Annotated in this window: 16 protein-coding genes and 1 pseudogene; 11 read left to right on the top strand and 6 right to left on the bottom strand. The window is 66.2% G+C overall.

Annotation, left to right across the window (positions count from 1 at the left end; all coding sequences use genetic code 11):
• Window positions 1-206, bottom strand: a 206-nt coding sequence (locus tag ACJ8AT_RS21500; RefSeq protein ID WP_407739663.1) for a hypothetical protein, incomplete at its 3' end; no start/stop codon positions are given.
• A 200-nt stretch (window positions 207-406) separates the two neighbouring features.
• Between ACJ8AT_RS21500 and ACJ8AT_RS21495 the strand changes: the two genes are divergently transcribed.
• The gene (locus tag ACJ8AT_RS21495; RefSeq protein ID WP_407739662.1) at window positions 407-3,319 is read left to right on the top strand and encodes a tetratricopeptide repeat protein; all 2,913 of its coding nucleotides are present in this window, start codon (window positions 407-409) and stop codon (window positions 3,317-3,319) included.
• Between the two features lie 29 nt (window positions 3,320-3,348).
• Here ACJ8AT_RS21495 and ACJ8AT_RS21490 read toward each other — a convergent pair whose 3' ends face one another.
• The gene (locus ACJ8AT_RS21490) at window positions 3,349-3,840 is read right to left on the bottom strand and encodes a hypothetical protein (RefSeq protein WP_407739661.1); all 492 of its coding nucleotides are present in this window, start codon (window positions 3,838-3,840) and stop codon (window positions 3,349-3,351) included.
• 135 nt (window positions 3,841-3,975) lie between these two features.
• Between ACJ8AT_RS21490 and ACJ8AT_RS21485 the strand changes: the two genes are divergently transcribed.
• The 3 genes from ACJ8AT_RS21485 to mutY all read left to right on the top strand — a co-directional run bounded on the left by ACJ8AT_RS21485 (window position 3,976) and on the right by mutY (window position 8,150).
• Window positions 3,976-4,218: a hypothetical protein gene (locus ACJ8AT_RS21485; protein ID WP_407739660.1), complete on the top strand. Its 243-nt coding sequence runs from the start codon at window positions 3,976-3,978 to the stop codon at window positions 4,216-4,218.
• A 69-nt stretch (window positions 4,219-4,287) separates the two neighbouring features.
• Window positions 4,288-6,909, top strand: coding sequence for a carboxypeptidase regulatory-like domain-containing protein (locus tag ACJ8AT_RS21480; RefSeq protein ID WP_407739659.1), 2,622 nt, complete (start codon window positions 4,288-4,290; stop codon window positions 6,907-6,909).
• Between the two features lie 116 nt (window positions 6,910-7,025).
• Entirely contained in the window at window positions 7,026-8,150 is a 1,125-nt protein-coding gene (mutY, locus tag ACJ8AT_RS21475) for an A/G-specific adenine glycosylase (RefSeq protein ID WP_407739658.1), read from the top strand.
• Between the two features lie 129 nt (window positions 8,151-8,279).
• Here the strand turns inward: mutY and ACJ8AT_RS21470 are convergent, their stop codons facing one another.
• Window positions 8,280-11,120, bottom strand: coding sequence for a TIR domain-containing protein (locus ACJ8AT_RS21470; protein ID WP_407739657.1), 2,841 nt, complete (start codon window positions 11,118-11,120; stop codon window positions 8,280-8,282).
• A 294-nt stretch (window positions 11,121-11,414) separates the two neighbouring features.
• Between ACJ8AT_RS21470 and ACJ8AT_RS21465 the strand changes: the two genes are divergently transcribed.
• The 4 genes from ACJ8AT_RS21465 to ACJ8AT_RS21450 all read left to right on the top strand — a co-directional run bounded on the left by ACJ8AT_RS21465 (window position 11,415) and on the right by ACJ8AT_RS21450 (window position 13,296).
• Window positions 11,415-11,642, top strand: coding sequence for a hypothetical protein (locus tag ACJ8AT_RS21465; protein ID WP_407739656.1), 228 nt, complete (start codon window positions 11,415-11,417; stop codon window positions 11,640-11,642).
• A gap of 207 nt (window positions 11,643-11,849) precedes the next feature.
• Window positions 11,850-12,398: a hypothetical protein gene (locus ACJ8AT_RS21460; RefSeq protein WP_407739655.1), complete on the top strand. Its 549-nt coding sequence runs from the start codon at window positions 11,850-11,852 to the stop codon at window positions 12,396-12,398.
• A gap of 2 nt (window positions 12,399-12,400) precedes the next feature.
• Window positions 12,401-12,883, top strand: coding sequence for an SMI1/KNR4 family protein (locus tag ACJ8AT_RS21455; protein ID WP_407739654.1), 483 nt, complete (start codon window positions 12,401-12,403; stop codon window positions 12,881-12,883).
• A 179-nt stretch (window positions 12,884-13,062) separates the two neighbouring features.
• Window positions 13,063-13,296 carry a DUF2934 domain-containing protein gene (locus ACJ8AT_RS21450; protein ID WP_407739653.1) on the top strand — a complete coding sequence of 78 codons (234 nt, stop codon included), beginning with the start codon at window positions 13,063-13,065 and terminating at the stop codon, window positions 13,294-13,296.
• A gap of 6 nt (window positions 13,297-13,302) precedes the next feature.
• Here ACJ8AT_RS21450 and ACJ8AT_RS21445 read toward each other — a convergent pair whose 3' ends face one another.
• From ACJ8AT_RS21445 to ACJ8AT_RS21435, 3 genes are read right to left on the bottom strand one after another with little or no spacing between them, the layout of a single operon-like run.
• Complete coding sequence (locus ACJ8AT_RS21445) at window positions 13,303-14,388, bottom strand: hypothetical protein (protein WP_407739652.1); 1,086 nt, start codon at window positions 14,386-14,388, stop codon at window positions 13,303-13,305.
• Window positions 14,389-14,400: 12 nt separating this feature from the next.
• Window positions 14,401-17,913, bottom strand: coding sequence for a methionine synthase (gene metH / locus ACJ8AT_RS21440; protein ID WP_407739651.1), 3,513 nt, complete (start codon window positions 17,911-17,913; stop codon window positions 14,401-14,403).
• Window positions 17,910-18,806 carry an ArsR/SmtB family transcription factor gene (locus tag ACJ8AT_RS21435; protein ID WP_407739650.1) on the bottom strand — a complete coding sequence of 299 codons (897 nt, stop codon included), beginning with the start codon at window positions 18,804-18,806 and terminating at the stop codon, window positions 17,910-17,912. The genes metH and ACJ8AT_RS21435 overlap by 4 nt, the downstream gene beginning before the upstream one ends.
• Before the next feature lie 690 nt (window positions 18,807-19,496).
• On the opposite strand from ACJ8AT_RS21435, the gene ACJ8AT_RS21430 reads away from it, so the two are divergent.
• From ACJ8AT_RS21430 to ACJ8AT_RS21420, 3 genes and pseudogenes are all read left to right on the top strand, one after another.
• The gene (locus ACJ8AT_RS21430; protein ID WP_407739649.1) at window positions 19,497-20,003 is read left to right on the top strand and encodes a hypothetical protein; all 507 of its coding nucleotides are present in this window, start codon (window positions 19,497-19,499) and stop codon (window positions 20,001-20,003) included.
• A pseudogene (locus tag ACJ8AT_RS21425) lies at window positions 19,982-20,218 on the top strand (AHH domain-containing protein); the annotation flags it as partial. The gene ACJ8AT_RS21430 and the pseudogene ACJ8AT_RS21425, both read left to right, overlap by 22 nt.
• Before the next feature lie 15 nt (window positions 20,219-20,233).
• Window positions 20,234-20,797, top strand: a complete 564-nt coding sequence (locus tag ACJ8AT_RS21420; RefSeq protein ID WP_407739648.1) for an imm11 family protein — start codon at window positions 20,234-20,236, stop codon at window positions 20,795-20,797.
• Window positions 20,798-21,137 lie beyond the last annotated feature (340 nt).

Here is a 21,137-nt window from a genome sequence, read left to right as displayed (position 1 = left end):
GACGCCTTCGCCCCCGTGCTGGAGGTACCGAACACAGAGCCTCCGCTGCCGGCCACCGGCAGGCGCTTCTTCTCGAAACCATCCGCCTTCGGGGCCGTGCGCGCCGGGGGGACGATCCCCGGGGAAGCCGTGGCGGGAGCGCTCTGCTGCGCGGGAGTGCGGACCGGCAGGGAAACTCGCGGGGTTTCGATTTTCAGGCTGCTCATGGCGGGGAGCCTCGATCTCGGTCGGACGGGACAGCGTTATCTAGGTTTTCAGACTCTGAGAGGAAAAAGTTGCCTCATGAGGTTTTCATGTCCCAACCCATTGGATTTGCTGGGTTTTATCTCCCCCTGGAGTCCTTTCGCGGCCACCGGGCGATAATGGAGGACCATCCCCTTCATCTCAGGACAGGGAAGCGCCGCCCATGGAGCACCTCGACGCAGCCGACATCACCCGTTTCCTTCGCGGCCAGCTCGCGCCCGAGCGCGCCGCCGAGGCGGAGCGGCACCTCGCCACGTGCCAGAGCTGCGCGCAGCGGCTGTCCGAGGAAGGGGGCTCCACCGACGTGCTCCCGGATCAGGAGGCGAGCTATGCCACCGGGGTGGCCTTCGCGGCGCCGGCCAGTGCCTCCACGGCTCCCCCAGAGGCCCCCACGCCGCAGTGGGTCAAGGAGGGGCGTCCTCCCGAGCGCGGCGAGCAGGTGGGCCGCTACCTCATCCTCGAGCGCGTGGGCCAGGGCGGCATGGGCACCGTGTTCGCGGCGTGGGATCCGGATCTCGGCCGCCGCGTGGCCATCAAGCTGCTGCGCACGGACAAGCAGCACGCCGAGGGGCGCACGGTGGGCCAGGCGCGCCTGCTGCGCGAGGCCCAGGCCATGGCGCGCGTCACCCACCCGCACGTCATCTCCGTCTACGACGTGGGCACCGTGGGCGAGGGCGTGTTCGTCGCCATGGAGTTCGTGGACGGCACCACGCTGAAGAAGTGGATCAAGGAGAAGACACATAGCTGGCGCGAGGTGCTCGACACGTTCCTGGCGGCGGGCCGAGGGCTGGAGGGGGCCCACTCGGCGGGGCTGGTCCACCGCGACTTCAAGCCGGACAACGTGCTGATCGGCAAGGATGGGCGCATCCGCGTCACGGACTTCGGCCTGGCCCGGCTGGCCGAGGAAGGCGCCGAGCCGCCTCGGGCCGCGCTGCCCGCGGGCGCCCCCGTGGACGAGAGCCCGGAGCTGGCCCAGCTCACGCAGGAAGGCCACGCCGTGGGCACGCTCATGTACATGTCCCCCGAGCAGCGGCGCGGCGATGCGCCCGACGCTCGCGCGGACCAGTTCAGCTTCTGCGTGGCGCTGTACTGGGCGCTCTTCGGCGTGTGGCCGTTCGATCGCCAGCGCTCGGGGGCGAAGGACGGAGACTACAGCCCGATCTCCTCGCACAAGGGCACCTCGCGGCCGAGCCAGCGCACCGGCGAGGCGGCGCGCCCCGTCCATCCGAGCACGGGCGCCTTCGAGCCGCCGCGCGAGGTGAAGGTGCCGGCCTTCATCCGCAAGGCCATCCTGCGCGGGCTCTCTCCGGATCCGAAGGACCGCTACCCCTCCATGGAGGCGCTGCTGGGGCAGCTCGAGTACCGGCCGCGGACGATCCGGCAGGCGACGAGCGCCGCGGCCCTGGTGGTGCTCGCGGCCTTCGGCGGCTATGCGTGGTACGCGCACCGGGCCGCGGCTCAGCAGGCGCTGGTGTGCACGGGCGCGGAGCAGAAGCTGGCGGGCCTCTGGGATGACGCGGCCCGCAAGCAGGTGACGGACGCGCTGATGGCCACGGGCAATCCGCAGGCGGCGGACGTGGCCGCCCGGGTGACGCGGATGCTGGACGGCTACACGGGCCGCTGGGTCGAGGCGAGCACCGAGGCCTGCCGCGCCACCCGGATCCGTGGCGAGCAGACAGAGGAGCTCCTGTCGCGGCGCGTGGTGTGCCTCGAGCGGCGGCTGAAGGACGTGAAGGCCGTCACGGGGGTGCTGGCCTCCGCGGACGCCGAGGTGGTGCAGAAGGCGACGGACACGGTGTCGCTGCTGCCCTCGCTGCAGGGCTGCGCCGACGTCGCGACCCTGAGCCAGGTGGAGTCCCCGCCCGACTCGCCCGAGGCCCGAAAGGAGATCGAACGGATCTCCAGCCAGGTGGCGCAGATCAAGGCGCTGGCGGACGCCGGGCGGTACAAGCAGGCCAAGGAGGTGGCGGTGCCGGCGGTGAAGGCGGCGGAGACGCTCGGGTACCGCCCGCTGCAGGCCGAGGCGCTGCTCTTCGAGGGCACGGTGGAGGCCCGCACCGGCGAGCCCGTGGAGGGCGAGCGCCACCTCACCCAGGCGCTGTGGGCGGCCCTGGCCTCGCACGATGACATCGTGCTGACCCGCGCGGCCGCCACGCTCGTGTTCGCGATCGGCTTCGATCCGAAGCGGCTGGACGAGGCGCTGCGGTGGAGCGAGTTCGCCAAGGCCGCGATCGTGCGCATGGGTGGCCACGAGGAGCTCGAGGGCGAGGTGTACAACTACCTGGGCGTCACCTACGTGCGGCAGGAGAAGAACAAGGAGGCGCTGGCGGCGTTGCAGCGGGCGCTGCAGCTCACCGAGCACGCGCTGGGTCCGGATCATGTCCGGCGCGCCAACATCCTGGGCAACATGGGCAACGCCTACCGGCAAGAGGGCCAGTTCCAGGAGGCGGTGCGCGCCATCACCGAGGCGATCGCCATCCGCGAGCGCGTGAGCGGACCGAGCCACCCGCTCGTCGGCTACCTCTACTATGGGCTGGCCCAGGCGCAGCTCCGCCTGAAGGACTTCGAGAAGGCGGAGGCCAGCGCGAAGCACTCGCTGGAGATTCACATCGCCGCCTTTGGCCCGGAGCACTCGGAGACGGGGGACGCCTATGACGTGGTGGGGCAGGTCTACCTCATGGGCAAGAAGTTCCACGAGGCCCTGGAGCCGTATCAGAAGGCGCTGGACATCAAGGAGAAGCGGCTCGGCAAGGACCACGAGACGGTGGGCTACTCGGCGCTGGGCCTGGCGCTGGCGTATCTGGAGCTGGGGGAATCGGCGAAGGCGCTCCCGCTCTTCGAGCGCGTGCTGACCATCACCCACGACCCAAGGACCCAGGGCGATGCGTACTTCGGGCTGGCGCGGGCCATGGACTCGCTGGGGCGCAAGGGCTCCGAGGTGCTGGCCACCGCCCAGAAGGGGCGCGACGCGTTCGCCAGCGTCCAAGAGACCGAGAACGCGAAGGAGATCAGCGACTGGATGGCGCAGCACTCGGTCATCCAGGCCAGCACGCGGGCGCCCAAGAAGGGCCGGTGAGCCCGGCGGAGCGCGGTACTCGCTCTGACTCAGGGCGTGTACGAGTGTCTGTCACAAGTCCGGCTGGCACGTATAGGGAGCGTCTGGCGCGAACCGGGTACAGCGCTTGCCTTCGGAGGTTCAGGGGAAGCCTTCAGGTCCTCGAGTCCTCCGGCCTCGTCCCGCACAGATGCGTCGAGGAAGCGGCGCGTCAGGTACACGGTGGAGGCCCAGCCCTTCACGATCGCGGGGACGCGCTCTGGCGGAGCCAGCTCGGGGGCGATTCCTGCCGCGGCGCCCAGGCTGGTGAAGTCGAAGTGACGAAGGCCCTCGACGCGGACCAGCCATCGGTCTGCTCCTCGCAGGGAACGCACGAGCTCGAAGTCAGGCACCACCACCTCGTCTCCTGGCTGGTAGAGGTGCAGCAGCGGCACATGGAAGTCCCCAGGCTGGAAGTTCGAGAGCCCCCGCAGCCAGTCCTTGCCCTGCTGGTTGGCGATCCCTCCCAGCTCACAGCACGAGCCCAAGCAGCGTCCGGTCATCGAGCCGCTCTACCACGCGGAACGATCGCTGCCTGACACTCGCCCCCACGGGGGGACTTCCGCCCACCATAAGGCTGCCTAGCTTCCGGGCGAACGCTGCCCACTTTCGGGCAGTTTTCGGCGACAGGAGAGAACATGGCTTCGACCCGGAGCAAGACCAGCAGCCGCAGCAAGAGCACCAGCAGCCGCGGCAAGAGCACCAGCCAGAGCAGCAGCAGCCGCAAGGGTGGCGCCAAGACCAAGAACCCGCGCCGGTACAAGGCCCTCAAGCGCAAGGGCATGCCCAAGGCCCGCGCCGCGAAGATCGCCAACGCCGGCAAGTCCGCCAGCCGCAAGGGTGGAAAGCGCAGCAGCGGGGGCCGCTCCAGCAAGAAGTAACCGTTCGCCACCGCCGGGCTGGGCCTCGGGCCACCGCCACCCGCGCTCCAGGAGCGCTACACTGGCGCGGTGTCCCGGCCGATGCGGTTCATCCTGCTCGCGGTCCTCCTCGCCCTCCCCGGGGCGTGGTGGATCCTGCGCGCCGCACCTGGGGAGTCGTCTGCTCCCAGCTCGGCTGGCGCGCACGCTCCACCTGTCTCCTCCGTCGCCCCGAGCCCTCGCGCTCCAGAGCTCACGGCGAAGGCTCCCGGTGAGGACTCGGAGGAGCCTGAGGACGGCGGGGTGGAAGAAGAGGAGCTCCTGGACGAGGCGGAAGGCACCGGCCCCTGCATCTCGGTGGAGGTGACCGCCCGTGGTGCGCCCGTTCCCGGCGCTCACGTGACGGCGGTCCGCCGCGATGATGACGAGATTTACATGGAGCTGAAGCCGCTGGACGTCGGGCCAGACGGCCGGGGCCAGGCGTGGTGCGCGCCGGGAACCTACCTGCTCGCGGCGCGGGCCCGGGGGTTCGCCCCCTCGGTGCTGAAGATCGAGGAGAGCGACGGAGGCCCCCCCGCGCTGGCCCGGATCCAGCTTCAGCCCGGCACCGCCGTGAGCGGCCGTGTCGTGGACAAGGACTCGCAGGAGCCCATCGCCCAGGCCAAGGTGACCCTCGAGCCGATGTCGAACTTCTCGATCGAGGAGGCCGAGACCGTCATCGAGGCGACCTCCGCCACCAGCGACGCACGGGGCATGTTCCGCGTGGAGGAGCTCGCCACCGGGACGTACCTGATCACGGTGGAGGCGCCCGGGCACACCTCGAAAGCGACGGAGGTCGAGGTGCCTCGGCCGGAGCCCGTGACGATCGAGCTCGAAGGCACCAGCCACCTCGAAGGGCAGGTCGTCGATCAGACGGGAGCCCCCGTCGCTGGCGCCCAGGTGTGGGTAGGCTCGCGGAGCGCCTCGGAGGAGGAGCCCCTTCCGGTGACGGATGCCAAGGGGCACTTCTCCATCGAGGTCGAGGAGGGCACCTACACCCTCATGGCGCAGGCGGGAGATCAGGCGGGGGTGCACCCGGGCGCGGTCACGGTCGTTCGAGGCGGTCTGGTCGATGGACTGCTCATCCGGCTGAGCCCCTCGGGCAGCATCTCGGGCAGGGCCTTCCTGCGGGTGAGCCAGGCGCCGATCGCCCATGGGCTCGTCTCGCTCAGCCAGGGGGACTCGGGCTGGAGAACCTCCACGGTGCTGGATGACCAAGGCACCTTCCGCCTGGAGCACATCCCGACGGGAGCGTACACGCTCAGCCTGTTCTCCGCGGGCCAGCAGCAGACCCAGCGCGACGAAGTGCGCGTCGAGGCGGGAAAGGAGCTCGTGGTGGAGCTGCCCGTCACCCAGCAGGGCATGGTGGAGGGACGCTTGACGGATGGCCTGGGCCATCCCGCGGCAGCCTCCTCCGTCACCGCGGTGCTGCTCGGAGGCTCCGCCGGGGACCATCTGAACTACTGGGCCGCGTCCGACGAGGACGGCTATTACGAGGTGCTGGGGCTGAACCCGGGGAGCTATCGCATCGAAGCCCGGTGGGCCACCACGGGCCGCGGTCCCTCGGAGGCAAAGCCGCTCGTGCGGGAGCTCACCCTCGGCGAAGGGGAGACGGCTCACGCCGACTTCGCCTTCTCCGACGTTCCGGGCGAGGTGCAGGGAAGCGTGCAGCTCGCCAGCGGAGGCCTGCCCCACTACCCCATCCGGGTTGCCGCCTCCGCCACCACCGCCTCCGGCCTGACCGAGCTGGCCTCGAGGAACGTGAATGACACGGGCCAGTTCACCCTCAAGCTCCTGCCCGGCGCCTATACGATCAAGGCCCTGTACGCCGACACGGGTGACCCAGGGCCCGAGCAGCACCTCACCGTTGATGCGGGCAAGGTGTCTCAGGTGCGCCTCACCGTTCCAGACTCGGTGACGGAGACCTCGGGCGTCGTCCTGAACTCCCGGGGCGAGCCCGCCGCGGGCGCCTCGGTGTCCCTCGTCGGCGACAGTGTGTACTCCACCGCCACCGCTGATGGCCAAGGCCACTTCACGATCACGACATCCCGGGAGAGCCTCGGCGCTCTGGCCGACCTTCGCGCCAGGGATGATGCGGAAGAGGTCCAGCTCTCCGGCGTGCACGCGGGCAGCACGAACGTCGTCGTGCGCCTGCTGAAGGCGGCGGCCTTGCGAGGCCGGGTGAGCGCGGCGCGGGGGCCCGCGGTCCAGGGCTTCACCCTGCACCTCGAACGAAAGGACAACGCCTATTCCCACCTGAGGAACGAAACCCCCTTCGCCGGGGACACCTTCGAGCTGGTCGATCTTCCGGTGGGGCTCCTCGAGCTATGGGTGCGGACCTCCGATGGCCGCTCTGGCAAGGCGGTGGTGCAAACCGAGCCCGGCCAGACCGGGAACGTGGAGCTCTCCGTGGGCACGCTCGGCCAAGTCACCGGGAGGCTCCTGTCCGCCACCGGTGAGCCCCGCAGCGCGTGGGTGCGCGTGGACAACGGAACCGAGAGCATGCGCAGCGGCTATGCCTCGAAGGATGGACGCTTCGAGCTCATCGCCCTCGAGCCCGGCCCCCATGTGCTGAGCCAGGACAGGGGGCCGCACATCCCCTTCACGCTCCATGAGGGCGAGGTGCTCGATCTGGGCGATCTGCCTCAAGCGCCTCTCCCACAGCCTCGCTGATCCCCCAGCGAGCGGGCGAACCCGACATGCTGAAGGAGATGCGCGACGGCCTACCGCCCAGGTAAGGTGAGTGTCACCATGCCCTCAATCCACAGGATGGCGAGGCGTCCGGCACCATGAGGAAGCGTGCATCCGCGGCACAGGCTCCAGAGCTGCCCGAGGCAGGGCGGCTCGAGGCCATTCGCGCGCCCCTGCTGGCCTGGTACGACCGCCAGCGGAGGGATCTGCCCTGGCGCCGCACGAAGGATCCGTACGCCATCTGGCTGAGCGAGGTGATGCTCCAGCAGACCCAGGTGGCCACCGTCATCCCCTACTGGGAGCGGTTCCTCGCGCGCTTTCCCACGGTGGAGGCGTTGGCCTCGGCGCCGCTGGATGACGTGCTCGCGGCGTGGCGGGGGCTGGGGTACTACTCGCGCGCTCGCAACCTGCACCGCGCCGCCCAGGAGGTGGTGGCTCGCTTCGAGGGCCGGCTGCCTTCCTCCGCGGAGCAGTTGCTCACCCTGCCCGGCTTCGGCCGCTACACGGCGGGGGCCGTGGCCTCCATCGCCTTCGGAGAGCAGGAGCCGCTGGTGGATGGCAACGTGGCGCGGGTCCTCTCGCGGCTCTTCGAGGTGGAGGGGGCGCCGGGTGACCGGGCTCGCGAGGCCCGCCTGTGGGAGCTGGCCGGCGCGCTGGTGCAAGGCGAGCGGCCGGGAGATCTCAACCAGGCCCTCATGGAGCACGGGGCCACGGTGTGCCGGCCGGAGAGCCCCCTGTGCCTGCTGTGCCCCGTGCGCGGCGCGTGCATGGCCTTGCGCCATGGCCGGGTGGACGAGCTGCCTCCGGCCAAGGTGCGCGCCGAGCCCAAGCGCCTGACGCTCGCGCTCGCCGTGTGGCCGCATGAGGACACCCTGCTCTTCGCCCGGCGCGCGGAGAAGGGGCTCTTCGGCGGACTGTGGGAGCTGCCCGCCACGGAGGTGGAGCCGGACATGCCGGACGCCACCGCCGCCACGCGGCTCTCGGAGGCGCTCGGAGTGGCCGTCACCGCGAAGGGCGCGCTCGGGACGGTGCAGCGCCAGCTCACCCACCGCGCCCTCACCTTGCGGCTGCTGCGCGTGGCCGGCCCCCAGCGTCCCTCCCGGGCCCCCGCCTTTCACGAGCTGCGTTGGTGCACGCCCGCGCAGGCCGAGGGCCTGGGCATGAGCACCGCCATGCAGCGGGCGCTCGACGCCGCGCTCGAGGCTGGAGTGCTCGGTGGTTGATCACGCATGAGCTTTAGCGTGCCCACAGCGGCCTTTAGCATGGCTTGATTGCCGGAGGGCATAAGCCCCTTAAGTCTCAGAATAATGAGTGATCTTGCACTGGGCTTGGCAACAGCCCGACTGTTACTCTCACCCTCCTTTTCTCACTTTCTGCATGTGAGTAATCACTCTTCGGAGTCCTCTTGCAACATCAGTGAACGCCTCATCGCGATCAGTCCATGAAGCTATAGCCTTACCATCTTTCGGTAGAGCTTGGAGCTTGCTAAAAGGAGCTGTGTGCCATTCACACGAGCGCAGGACAATGGGAACCACCACTGCAGTGCCATCCGCATGACGCTCCAACGCACGCTTCATCTCTGTAGCATAGCAATAGTCTGACGCAATGAAGTCGGCGCTGATGAGCAGTAGAATGACGTGAGCTGATTCAAGATGCCGGTCAATTTCATCAGCCCATGTCTGCCCTGGGAGTATCTCCCGATCATGCCAAAGATGTATCAATCCGTCTCGCCTGAGAGATGACAGGTGCTTCTCAAGTTCCTTCCGAAACGCCTCATCTGCATGAGAATAGGAAATAAACAAGTCCACGCTATCGGGCATGGGCACCTCTTCACCGTTGGAAATCTCACCGCCAAACAATTCCCCAATGGAAGATTCTAGCACATTAAGCGCATCGAGCATGTGCGAACTCCCGTCGTCCAACATGTCGAGGTGGCTCAATGCAGTATCGCGTTGCTCAAGAGACATACGCTGAGCTTGAGCCGCCTCCTCCAATGCTCGTCGATAAAACTGGAAGTACTCTCGCAGCCCTCTAAAATATTCATCAATACCTTCTTTAAAGTCGGTCGCAAGAAAATCATCAAATCCCGTGGCAAGTTCCTCTACGCTTTGATGTACAGCTTGCTTCACATGAAAAGCGACCTCATCAAGGGAAACAGTGTATTTATCTTCCACTTTTACCGGCTCATTTACTTCATGTTCCCATAGAAAGAGGGTATACCATCGCCGTTCATACCGGGTTCGGAGTTCCACTCCACCTTGCCTGACCTTTGTCACTCGCTTAGCGAGACTAATCTTCTCAAGCGGGTTGGCAAGCTTCGGACGTGGAAACTCAAGGGTCACGTCAAATTGGCGCTTTACCCTCTCTGCCGCGCGCTGAAGAATGGGGCGCGTTTCCGTCGCGAGCACTTGTTCAAACTCGCGCCGTGTAATTTCAACACGGCGATTGGTCACCTCAAGAGCATTTTCAATCTGCGGGCGGATCCTGCTCACCGCAACTTCAACGGCATAGTTCGCGAAATCTTGAGCATCAGCAAGGGTTTCAAACTCAACAACTCGAGAGACACCACCAAGCGGGTCTCCTAATTTCTTGGCAACAAAGCGCTTGCCTCGTTTCAAGAACCCCTGGATGGGCGAGGCTTCAATGTCCTCTTTTTCTTTGAAGACGAGGCGGACGTCCTCCTCGATGATAGGCTGAAGTCTCCCCCGAAAGATCTTGAGATGCTTACGCAAATCTTTTTCGACTTCTTGAATGCGCTTATCAATACTACGTCTACTATCTTCGAGCCCTCGAAGTTCTTGATCAAGGTTTGCGAGTTCGCTCTCAACCGTTGTAGTACTAGCTCGAATCGCCTTGTGACGCATACGTGCATCATTGCGAAGAGTTGTAAGATGGGCACGAGTTACGGAAAGCGCAACATGGAGCGCTCTCGGTGCAACTTCTGCAAGGAGCCTCTCAATTGCTTGAGCAAGAAAAGCGTCGAACCCCGAGCGCCCCCAAAGCCTGCGTGCACGCTTAGCAAGTTCCTCACCAGACGTCTCTGCAAGATCTTCTTCCCACTGGGTTGCACCAAATACTAGTGGAGCCAACGAGACCGCCGTAGACCATGAGCGCACATTCTCATCGTGTTCACCAAGCCTCTGCTCATACTCACGCAGAAAATCAGCAGCTCGGAATGCTCGTTTTGCCGAAATTTCGAAAATCCGCTCTTCTGGAACTGGCTTCTTCAAACTTAAATGACCAGCAACGAACTGGCGGACCTGCTCGCTCGTCATGCCTTTGTCGTCACGCTCGTCAATCTTGTTAACAATAACAAATATACTATCCTCACCGACAATTCGAGCAACAGCCTGCACCTCTTTGCTCACGAATTCTGCGGCTTGGGTGTTGAGCTGGGTAAAATCAAGCACAAGCAACACGAGCGATGTGTGCTCTAACTGCTCTGCCACGACTTGTTCCAGAAGATGATGCTGTCGAGCCTCATTGGGGCCTGGTGTATCAACAATTACGAGTGTGCCGTGCTGGACTGCCGCTATTGAAGACGACCGCAGAAAGCCTGCTTTCAGCCGAGGAAGTTCGAAGTCTTTTATGCCCTCAAGCGAATTCTTGCCTTCGAGAAGCGCTGCCACGCGGAAGAGATCATTCAGGCGTAACAGTGTAGTCTGAATCACCTGGATACCGGACACGCGCAGTTCAAAAGGAGGTTCTGCGCTCGCGCCAAGTTGTGCGATCAACGACTGCAACTCAGGATTTTCAGATACAGCCTCCTGACTCGCATCAGGCCCTCGCCTAATGACTACCTGATTAAGCCGTTGCCACAAACTCTTGAATCGCTCAAGAGTGGTTTCAGGGATCGTCAACTCAGGTTCGGTGCATTTAGGGTCATCAGTTATCTCTGTTGGAATACTGGTCATCGCCGAGTTTCGAGTCGGCAACACACCAGCTCCCAAAATCGCGTTAACAATCGTTGACTTACCTGCCTTCATGGGAGCGACAATCGATAGCCGCAGCTCCAGAGCAGTAACTTTTCGACGCTCAGCTCCAACAATGGCACGAAGTCGGTGGTAATAATCTGCCTTGTTGAGCCAAGCCTCACCTTGTCGCAACAGGTCCTCTGCGGCTTCTAGGAGACGGATCGTTTCCTGTTGGAGTTCGGCAATTGTTTTGGTTGCTTTATGACTAGGCATGCTCATTTCGCTACCTTCGTTTAGACTACAACCCACGCCTTAATGTTTCGCCGGGTTCGGCGCAAAGAACATTTTTGCCGGACGTCATATCCGAGGGCGGCGATGCAGAGCGTCGCTCTCGCGGGTAGGCGTCTCGAAGTCCTTCTCCAGCAACGCGGACATGCCCCCCCTAGGCGTCGATCCTTCCCGAAGCCCTTCTTGAAGAAATCCGGGAGCCCAAAGCCGTCGATCTTTTCCCGATAGAAGAGAAGTCCCTGCGAGTGGACGCTTCACTCCTACTCGGAGAGTCTCTAGCAAACCATGTCCGTAGTAGACCATGTCCGTGCACTGGTCAACCAGCGCCAGCTCACCCACCGCGCCCTCACCCTGCGGCTGCTGCGCGTGGTCGGCCGCCAGCGACCCTCCCGGGCCCCCGCCTTTCACGAGCTGCGCTGGTGCACGCCCGCGCAGGCCGAGGGCCTGGGCATGAGCACCGCCATGCAGCGGGCGCTCGACGCCGCGCTCGAGGCTGGAGTGCTCGGTGGTTGATCACGCATGAACTTCAAGGCTGTCAGCCCCATCAGGTATCCCCTCGGCTTCGGCTACTCATCAGGGGCGGCCATCACCAGGGGCATTCCCATGAATTGGGGCTGGACGGTGGTCCTGCTGATGATCCTCGCCAGTTGCGGCTCAACCAACGGCGCAAGAGGTCCCCTCGGGGTCACCCCCACACCATCACCCGGGGCCAAGCCCGCTGTGAAGAAGGAGCTGCCCTGGCTCGCGGTGCCGGGCGGGCGGATGAAGACGACCCTCTTCTACGGACCCTGGCAGTGCCGTCGGGAGTTCATGAACCAGTGCCAACTGGAGTGCGCTGGCGAGGGCTACCCGCTCATGGGCTGCATGTGGCTGGCCGATCTCAAGTTCGACTGGGAGGGACGCCTCATCCTCTTGCCCGTCCCCGTCGAGGCCGGCAGCCGTTACGGCATCTATCACTGCTGCTGCAACTATCCCACGCGGACGAGGGCGGAGAATGAGGCCGCACGTCAGGAGTGGAAGAACGCGATGAAGTCCTTCCGAAAAAGCTGGAGTGAGCGGTTTGGAGAGTGGCCCGTCGAGCAAGGCAAGGCATGGCCCGGCCACCACTCCAGGGACCTCTGGCATGGCGGCGACCCAGTGGACCCCAACAACATCTTCCCCGTGCAGCCGGACGTCCATGATGTGTTCACCGAGCAGTACCCCGCCTGCTACGCCGGCAATACGCCCTGGAATACAGTAGGTCCCAACCTGCCCTACACGGACAACTGACGATGGCCACCCCCATGAGCAGCTTGCTCGAGGAGGTCTCCCGCGAGCACTTCCCATATCCCCCCGCTACTCCCGAAGAGATCGAGCGGTTCGAGCGGCGGGTGGGGTGGCGGCTGGACCCAGAGCTACGAGCCTTCTACCTGCACTGCAACGGGGCGGAGTTGATTGAGCGGTTGCCAGATTCGCCGTACCAGATTCTCCCCCTGTCAGAGATCGTCCGGGCGCGGGTGGCCATCTTTGGAGAGCGAAACGACGATGACGAGCACGGTCCCGCCTCGATGTACACCCTCTGCGACGTACAGGACGGGGATTACGTCCTGGTGGATGTGAGCCGACAGGACAATGGCCGCTACCCACTCATGGACGGCTACCATGAGGCATGGCCGAACCCGGAGTACTGCGGGCCCGTCGCACATTCCTTCTCGGAGTTCCTGGAGGCGGCGATGCGCTCGCGGCGCCCCGCGTACTGGCTGGGGAAGAAGTGACCTCACTCGCTTCCGGCCTCCTCGGCTGACTGGTAGCCAACCTGCCGAGTGTGGCTCGGTGGACACTGCGTGGAGTGTCCTGTTCACACCATAACGCCTGCACTCGCGTCCGGTTCCAAGAGCCCCAGGGTTTACCCGATGGTGCTGCGGCTGTTTTCCCCCCTCTCTCAGGAGCATCCATGGCTCGCAACAACGCCAAGACCACGACCCCGGCTGAGACGGAGACCGCGAAGGCTCCCAGCGCGCCCACGCAGAACCAGGCTCAGTCCCAGAACACGGCGCGCACCGGCCCGACCCACGAGCAGATCGCCCGCCGCGCCTACGAGATCTTCCTCGCGCGCGGTGGCCAGCCCGGCAACCCGGAGCAGGACTGGCACCAGGCCGAGCGCGAGCTGCGCCTGGGGCGGCAGTAACCGGACTCAGATGACGTAGAACTCGGGGCCGCGCTCGGTGTCGAGCGTCTCGTGCAGACGCCGCTGCGCGGTCCGCAGCTCCTCGAGGATGCGCTCGGCATCCTGCACCGAGCGCATGGCCAGCCCGCACGCGGGCGTGAGCAGCGAGTGGGCCAGCACCTGCGTGAGGCTGCGCCCCTTGGGCAGGGCCGCCTTGAGCGAGGCCTCCACCGAGTCCGTCAGCTCCACCACGTCATACGTGGACGTGAGATCCGTGGGGACGACCCCCAGGCTCAGCGTCGCGCCGGAGGCCAGGAAGCGTGCCAGCGCCTCCGTCTCCTCGAGCACCGCATCCAGGGACAGGCGCACGTCCAGCGACAGCAGATCCGGCTGGGTGTCCAGCAGCGCCGCCCAGTCCGTGTTGCCGCAGCAGTGCAGGCCCACCAGGGCGCCCTCGCGCTGCAGCGCCAGGATGAGCAGCTTCATCTCCTGCAGCGCCAGCAGGTGGCGCGGCTGGTTGCGCTGGAAAGCGAACAACCCCGGCTCATCCAGGAAGAACAGGGGCGTGGCGCCCGTGCGCCGCAGCGCCTTCACCATCGCCAGCGAGCGCGCCATCACCAGCCGGTACAGGGCCTGGTCCAGGCCCGGCGTCTCCAGCACGGGGACGCCGTCGCTGGTGCGCGCCACCGAGAGCACCGTGAAGGGCCCGGCGATCTGCGCCTTGGCGAGCATCAGCTTCCGGTTCTCCACCTCCCACAGGAAGGGCCGCCACGCCCGGCAGCCCTCGGAGGTGGGCTCGAAGTCCTCGAGCCGCCCGGAGGACAGCGCCCCATCCAGCCGGGCCTCGAAGGCCTGGCGCCCAGCATTCCACTGGGCCAGGTCCACCGTGCACATGCCGTCCTCGTCGTAGCTCAGGCCCGGCAGCCCCTCGAGGGCCGAGGGGATCATGTACTCGGAGGGGTGGTGCATCGGCAGCTGGGGGAGGAATGGAATATCCATGGCCAGCGCGGCCTGGAGCCCCAGCTCCACCTGGGTGTGGGGCATGCTGCCAATGCCCGTGCTGGCGCAGGCGGGCAGGAGCTGAACGGCACGGCGGATGATCGGCGCGCTCATAGAGCCTCCACTCTACGTCACCGAGAAGTAGTGCGCCTGAGGATGATGGAAGACCACGGCGGATACGGAGGCCTCCGGCTCCATCATGCAACCATCGGTGAGCTGCACGCCGATCTCCTCTGGACGCAGCGCGGCGAACAGCAGCGCCTGATCCTCCAGCCGCGGGCACGCCGGGTAGCCGAACGAGTAGCGCTTGCCCTGGTACTCCGCGCGGAAGCGCTCCAGCATCGTGATGTCCGGCTTGTCCGGGAAGCCCCACATGCTGCGGATCTGCGTGTGCAGCAGCTCCGCGTAGCCCTCGGCCGTCTCCAGCGCCAGCGCCTGCACCGCGTGCATCTTGAGGAACTCACCCTTGGCCTTGAACCGCTCGGCCAGCTCGCGGATGCCGGAGCCCGCCGTGGTGACGAACATGGCCAGGTTGTCGCGCGGCGCCCCACCCTCCAGCGGCAGCACGTAGTCCGCCAGACACAGCCCCTCTTCCTTCTCCTGGCGAGGGAACTCGAACGCCACCTTCTGCTCGCCGGTGCGCCCGTCGAAGAGCAGCACGCGGTTGCCCTCGCTGCCCGCCTTGAACCACTGGAACACGGCGCGCGCGTGCATCACCCCGTCGCGCAGGAAGTTCTTGATCTGCTCCACCTCCGCCTTCAGCTCCAGCGCCTTGCGCCCCTCCTCCGTCTTCGCCAGCTCCGCCTCGGCCGGAGTGCCCAGCGCGCGAGACGCGGTGCGCAGGCCCAGGTGGCGCCCGTAGAGCATGACGGGGTTGATGAACTTCCAGATGTGGTCCAGCGGCGTGTTCGTCAGCACGTGGCGCTCGTAGTCCGGCACGGCCGGCACCTGCGCCAGCACCTGGACCTCCTTGCTGCGCTGAGCGGGCGCCACGGGAGCCACGGGCTTGGGGCGCTCCTTCACCTCCTGGGCCAGCTTCACGCGCCGCGCGGCCAGATCCTCCTTGAGCTTCTGGTGGGCGGACGGATCGACGATCTGCTTGGCCAGCTCCAGGCCGCTCATGGCGTCCTGCGCGTAGGCCACGGTGCCCTGGTACGCGGGAGCAATCTGCTTATCCACGAAGTTGCGGCTGAGCGCCGCGCCGCCCACGAGGATGGGCAGATCCACGCCCGCGCGCTTCAAGTCCTCCGCGGTGGCCACCATCTGGTGCGCGCTCTTCACCAGCAGGCCGGACAGCCCGAGGATGTCCGGCTGGTGCTCCTTCACCGCCTTCACGAGCTGCTCGGGCGGCACCTTGATGCCCAGGTTCACCACCTGGAAGCCGTTGTTGGCGAGGATGATCTCCACCAGGTTCTTGCCGATGTCGTGCACATCGCCCTTCACCGTGGCGAGCACCACCTTGCCGCGCGAGGCCGCCTGGGCCTTGCTCATCCTCGGCTCCAAGTGCGTCACCGCCGCCTTCATGGACTCGGCGCTCTGGAGCACCTCGGCGACGATCAGCTCGTTGGCGCCGAACAGCCGCCCCACCTCGTCCATGCCCTTCATCAACGGGCCGTTGATGATCTCCAGCGGGGCGTACTTCTCCAGCGCCAGATCCAGATCCGCGAACAGGCCGTCGCGCGTGCCCTCGATGATGTAGCGCTGCAGCCGCTCCTCCAGCGGCAGCGAGGAGGTGGCCGCCTTCTGCGGCTTGCGCTCGCGGAAGTGCGCCGCGAAGGGCGTCACCGGATCCGTACCCCGGTTGTAGAGCAGATCCTCGGCGAGCTTGCGCTCCTCCTGCGGCAGCGAGGGGTAGCGCTCCAGCTTCTCCGAGTTCACCAGCGCCATGTCCAGGCCCGCCTGGACGCAGTGGTAGAGGAACACGGAGTTGAGCACCTCGCGGCCCGCGGTGGGCAGGCCGAAGGACACGTTGGAGATGCCCAGCACCGTCTTGCACTGGGGGAAGCGCTGCTTGATGGCGCGCACGCCCTCAATCGTCTCCACCGCGCTGCCGGTGTACTGCACATCTCCCGAGGCGCACGGGAACACCAGCGGATCGAAGTACAGGTCCTCCGCCTTCATCCCGTACTTCTTCGTGAGCAGCTCGAAGGAGCGCTCGGCCACCTCCAGCTTGCGCTGACGGGTGACGGCCATGCCCTTCTCGTCGATGCAGCCCACCACCAGCGCCGCGCCGAACTGCCGCGCCAGGGGCACCACCTTCTCGAAGCGCTCCTCGCCGTCCTCCAGGTTGACCGAGTTGATGAGGGCCTTGCCCTGGCTGTACGTAAGCGCCATGGCGATGACCTTCTCGTCCGTCGAGTCGATCATCAGCGGCACGCGCACCTTCTTGACGACCACCTCCAGGAAGCGGCGCATGTCCTCCAGCTCTTCCCGGTCCGGGTTGGCCAGACACACGTCGATGACCTGGGCGCCGCGCTTCACCTGGGCGCGGGCCACCTCCGAGGCGTCGTCGAACTGCCCGGCGACGATGAGCTCCTTGAACTTCTTGCTGCCGATGACGTTGGTGCGCTCGCCGACGATGACGGGGCGCTCGTCCTCCTTCACCTCCAGGTAGTCCACGCCGGACAGCGTGGAGCGCTGGCGCGCGGTGGAGTGGCGAGGCTTGAGGCCCTTCACCGCGTCGGCGATGGCGCGGACGTGGCCCATCTGCGTGCCGCAACAGCCGCCCACCACGTTGAGCCAGCCCTGCTCACAGAAGCGCCGCAGCGAGCGGGCCAGCATCTCCGGCGACTCCAGGTAGTGCCCGTTCTCGTCCGGCAGGCCCGCGTTGGGCACGCAGGACACCGGGAAGGAGCTCATGCCCGCCAGCGAGCGGAGGTGGTCCGTCATGAACTCGGGGCCGGTGGCGCAGTTGAGGCCCAGGTAGAGCAGCTCCACGTGCTCCAGCGAGGCGGCGAGGCTCTCCACGGACTGGCCCGCCAGCATGGTGCCCATGGGCTCGATGGTGCCCGACACCGCCACCGGCAGCGCCCAGCCCAGCTTCCGGAACGCCCGCTGGATGCCCAGCAGCGCCGCCTTCACGTTGCGCGTGTCCTGGCACGTCTCCACCAGCAGGTAGTCCGAGCCGCCCACGGCGAGCCCCTCGGCCTGCACCGCGAAGGTGTCCACCAGCTCCTCGAAGGTGATGCCGCCTGTCACCGAGATGGCCTTGGTGGTGGGGCCGATGGAGCCCGCCACCCAGCGCATCCGCCCGTCCTTCGCCTCGGCGGCGGCGGCGGCCTTGCGCGCCACCCGCGAGGCCGCGACGTTGATCTCCAACGCCTTGTGCGACAGGCCGAACTCGCCCAGCACCAGCGGCGTGCCGCCGAAGGTGTCCGTCTCCGTCACGTCCGCGCCGGCGGCGAAGTAGTCCGCGTGGATGCGCTCGATGATGTCCGGCCGGGTGAGGGCCAGGTGCTCGTTGCAGCCCTCGTACTCGGCGCCGCCGAAGTCCGCGGCCTTGAGGTTCTGCGCCTGGATGAGCGTGCCCATGGCACCATCGAGCACGAGGATGCGCTCGCGCATGGCGGCGCGGAGGGCCTCGACACGGCGGCCGTTTTCACCGGCGGGCGGCGGCAGAGGGGCGGACAGGTGGCTCATACGGGTTTGACTCCGGTGAGGAGGAAGACGCGGAAGGGGCCGGCGCCGTCTCGGGCGTGGGCCTCGCGGGTGAGGGACTGGAAGCCGGACTCTTTGAGCGCGGCCTCGAGGAATTCGGGCGCGAAGCCCAGGTGCTTATGGCCCAGCCGCTCGAGCACCCAGCGCTCCTCGTGCGGCATCAGCTCCAGCACCACCAGCTTGCCGCCCGGCTTGAGCAGCCGCGCGGCCTCCGTCAGCACCGCCGCCGGGGACTCCACGTGGTGCAGGCTCTGGGAGATGACGACGAGATCCCTCTCCCCGCTCGGCAGGGACAGGCGGTGCAGGTCCTCGCGCAGGAAGTGGATGTTGGTGCGGCCCTCGCGCGAGGCGCGCTCCTTGGCCTGCTCGAGCGCCTCGGCGTTCTGATCAATGGCCCAGACGCGGCGGGCCCAGCGGGCGATGGCCACCGACAGCGTGCCGGTGCCGCAGCCGAAGTCCGCCACATCCAGGGGCGGCAGCAGCGAGGCGAGCGCCCCGGCCCAGAGGGACCAGGACTGACCGGGCTCCAGCAGGCGCTCGTTGAGGGCCTGGCGATCCTCGCGAGCGCGCAGCAGATCCTTCAGCCGGGCCGAGTCTCCCGCCTCGTCATCGGCCTCCTGGGCGAGGCGGATGAGGGGCCAGCGCGTGTCCTCTCCATCCAGCGCGAGCGAGTAATAGCTGTAGCCGGCCTGCCGCTCCTCGCGGATGAGGCCGAGCCCCTTGAGCTTGCCCAGGTGGTGGGAGACGGAGGACTGGGCCACCCCCACCAGGGACACCAGCTCCGTCACGTTCAGCGGGGCCTGCGCCACCAGGCGGAGGATCCGCAGCCGTGTTGCGTCTCCAAGGACGCGAAAGGACTGGGAGAGGGTGTCCATATCGGTGAATCGACATATATCGATTCCCGTCCGGAGATCCAAGGGAATTCCCGACGCATTGCGTTGCTCCCCTGGCTGCCCCGCGTACAGGGGGGAGGCGCGGCTGCCGGTGGCAGGTCGGACTTGGGTGAGGGGGCGCTCTCCGAGGCCAGCGGCTCCGTCGGGGAAGAGAGGTGAGATAAGCACCCCAAATATGGCACTCTCTGAAATCCAGAATGAGCGGGTAACCGCCGACCGCGCCCTTTCCTTGAAGAGGACCCATGCGAGGCAACAGCCCCCTTCAACGCACCCGCAGTGCCTTACGCGCTCTCATGCTGATCGGCGTCGTGCTGGGGCACCCGGGGGGGCAATCGCGCAAAGCCCTGGGGAGTGCAACCAGACAGACAGCACCGTTTCATGCTGCCTCAAGAAGCACCCAGGCGAGTACGAACGCTGCGGGGCTACGCCTCCCAAGGAGCCTCCCAAGGACAACCGGCCGAATCCTTACCTGCCCCCTAGCGCTCTCAACTCTGATCAACGGGCCGAGAGGCGTAAGCAATGCCTGGAGTTCTACGAACGCTGTAACGATGCCGGGAGTGGACCCGGCTTCAGCTACGGGGCTACTCACTGCAAGTCCTGTTACGACGAGTGCTGGAAGACTGGCCGATGGCCCGCCGACATTGAAGGGCAGGAGTGCCCCGGAGGCCCGCGGTGAGTCGCTCCCGGAAAGCATGGTGGGACACTATCGCGCAGGAAAGGGACGCTCTCGTCCTGCTGCTGAACTACGCCGAAGCGCCGTTTGACGTGACCGTGCGCGCTCACAAGGACTTTGAGCGCAAGTGTCTACGAGGAGCGCGGACGCCTGCCGAGCGGCTACAGATTCAGCGGCTTTCAACTAAGGACATACTTGTTGAGGCATACGCCGACGCCCGGCCCTGGAAGGACTTTGGCCCGCACCTGATGCGTATGAAGCGGCTCGGGTTCCCGGATATCCGCACCCATGTCTTGGTCGCCTGTTTCTATATCCAGGCTCTCGCCCTATTTCCGGAGCGAGCGCGGGATGCTTTCGCGCTCTTGGCGGACGCAGAGCGCAGAGTGCGGCGGCTGGCCAAAACGAGCCGTGGCCGTGAGCAGTTGCTAGCCGGAATCACCGCCGCGCGCCGCGTGGCAGAGATGCAAGGGATCCGCCCGCCGCAAGCTGGGCGGGGATGCGGCTGAAGGACCGCGAGAACATCGTCCCAATCAAGGGGCACAAGGGACCTCACCCGCGGCGCTACCATGAGATCATCTACGAGCGGTTGCGAGAGGCGCTGGGAGACTGTAGCAGCATCGCGGAATGCCGGGCGAGGCTACTGCCCGCGCTGGATGAACTCGCCAGACTGATCTCTACCCCTGGCACGGAACTAAACCGCCTCGTCACGCTAGGAAAATGACGCTAGAACATCCCCATGGCTCAGCGCTTTTTTGATCTTGCTGATGATGTCTATATCCCCCACCGCTGGCACCTAGATACGCCTATCGACGGCTCGGGCCAGAGGGTGCACGACTGGGACTTCAAGCGAGGAACACCCGTGCACGTGGAAGGAAGGTTGAGGATCCCCGTCGAGATTGCGGGCAGGCCGCTCGACTTCACCGAGGCGGGAATCAGGATCCCCGTCGTCCACGTCAAGGTGGCCTCCATGCTGGCGGAGCGTGCCCCCAGCGACGTGCAGTTGATCCCCGCAGACATTGAGGGCCAACCAGATCAGTACCTCGTCCTCGTGGTAACGCGCCTCATCCGCTGCATCGACGAAGAGGCGTCCGAAGTGAGTTTCTGGAAGCCAGAGCATGGAGTGCCCGAGAAGGTCGGGCAATACATGGGCGTTGATCGCTTGCGCATAGACAAGACGAAGGTGGGCGACGCCAAGGTGTTCCGTCCTGAAGGGTGGGAGGTCGCCCTGATCATCTCCGACGAGATCAAGGCCGCTTTGGAGCAGATGGGCGCCACGGGCACGAGATTCGAGGAGGTCTAGCGGCCCACCACAAGCTGCGGGCCGGGATGTGGGCCACGTCGCCGCGGGCCTCGTGGTGCGCGCTGGGCTCGTGGAGCACCTCCAGGCCGGTCACGTCGGACGGTCGGCTCGCGGTGCGCGCTGGGCCTGGCCCCCGCGCCCCATTAGATGAGAGCCCCGCCCCTTCCAGGCAGCGGGACCAAGGGGACCAAATCGAGCGGACGCGAGCGGACGCGTGTGGACGCTTCGAGAGGCCGATTTTCAGAGGGAAACCGAGGGGAGCGCCGTTTTTCAGAGCGGGCCGGTTTACCCCCTACACGGCTTCGATTCCCGCCGCCTCCACTGAGCCTCGTGGCGCCAG

The organism is Hyalangium sp., from assembly GCF_045802625.1.
Taxonomy (GTDB): domain Bacteria; phylum Myxococcota; class Myxococcia; order Myxococcales; family Myxococcaceae; genus Hyalangium.
Note: the sequence above shows the minus strand (reverse complement) of the source record. Positions and strands in the feature narration are given on the sequence as shown.

Excerpts from the sequence above, each read along its gene's own strand:
- ACJ8AT_RS21445 (WP_407739652.1), bottom strand. The coding sequence starts at position 14,388 with ATGAGCGCGCCGATCATCCGCCGTGCCGTTCAGCTCCTGCCCGCCTGC.
- mutY (WP_407739658.1), top strand. The coding sequence starts at position 7,026 with ATGAGGAAGCGTGCATCCGCGGCACAGGCTCCAGAGCTGCCCGAGGCA.
- ACJ8AT_RS21490 (WP_407739661.1), bottom strand. The coding sequence starts at position 3,840 with ATGACCGGACGCTGCTTGGGCTCGTGCTGTGAGCTGGGAGGGATCGCC.
- ACJ8AT_RS21455 (WP_407739654.1), top strand. The coding sequence starts at position 12,401 with ATGGCCACCCCCATGAGCAGCTTGCTCGAGGAGGTCTCCCGCGAGCAC.
- ACJ8AT_RS21450 (WP_407739653.1), top strand. The coding sequence starts at position 13,063 with ATGGCTCGCAACAACGCCAAGACCACGACCCCGGCTGAGACGGAGACC.
- ACJ8AT_RS21465 (WP_407739656.1), top strand. The coding sequence starts at position 11,415 with ATGTCCGTAGTAGACCATGTCCGTGCACTGGTCAACCAGCGCCAGCTC.
- ACJ8AT_RS21470 (WP_407739657.1), bottom strand. The coding sequence starts at position 11,120 with ATGAGCATGCCTAGTCATAAAGCAACCAAAACAATTGCCGAACTCCAA.
- ACJ8AT_RS21485 (WP_407739660.1), top strand. The coding sequence starts at position 3,976 with ATGGCTTCGACCCGGAGCAAGACCAGCAGCCGCAGCAAGAGCACCAGC.
- ACJ8AT_RS21435 (WP_407739650.1), bottom strand. The coding sequence starts at position 18,806 with ATGGACACCCTCTCCCAGTCCTTTCGCGTCCTTGGAGACGCAACACGG.
- ACJ8AT_RS21420 (WP_407739648.1), top strand. The coding sequence starts at position 20,234 with ATGGCTCAGCGCTTTTTTGATCTTGCTGATGATGTCTATATCCCCCAC.
- ACJ8AT_RS21495 (WP_407739662.1), top strand. The coding sequence starts at position 407 with ATGGAGCACCTCGACGCAGCCGACATCACCCGTTTCCTTCGCGGCCAG.
- metH (WP_407739651.1), bottom strand. The coding sequence starts at position 17,913 with ATGAGCCACCTGTCCGCCCCTCTGCCGCCGCCCGCCGGTGAAAACGGC.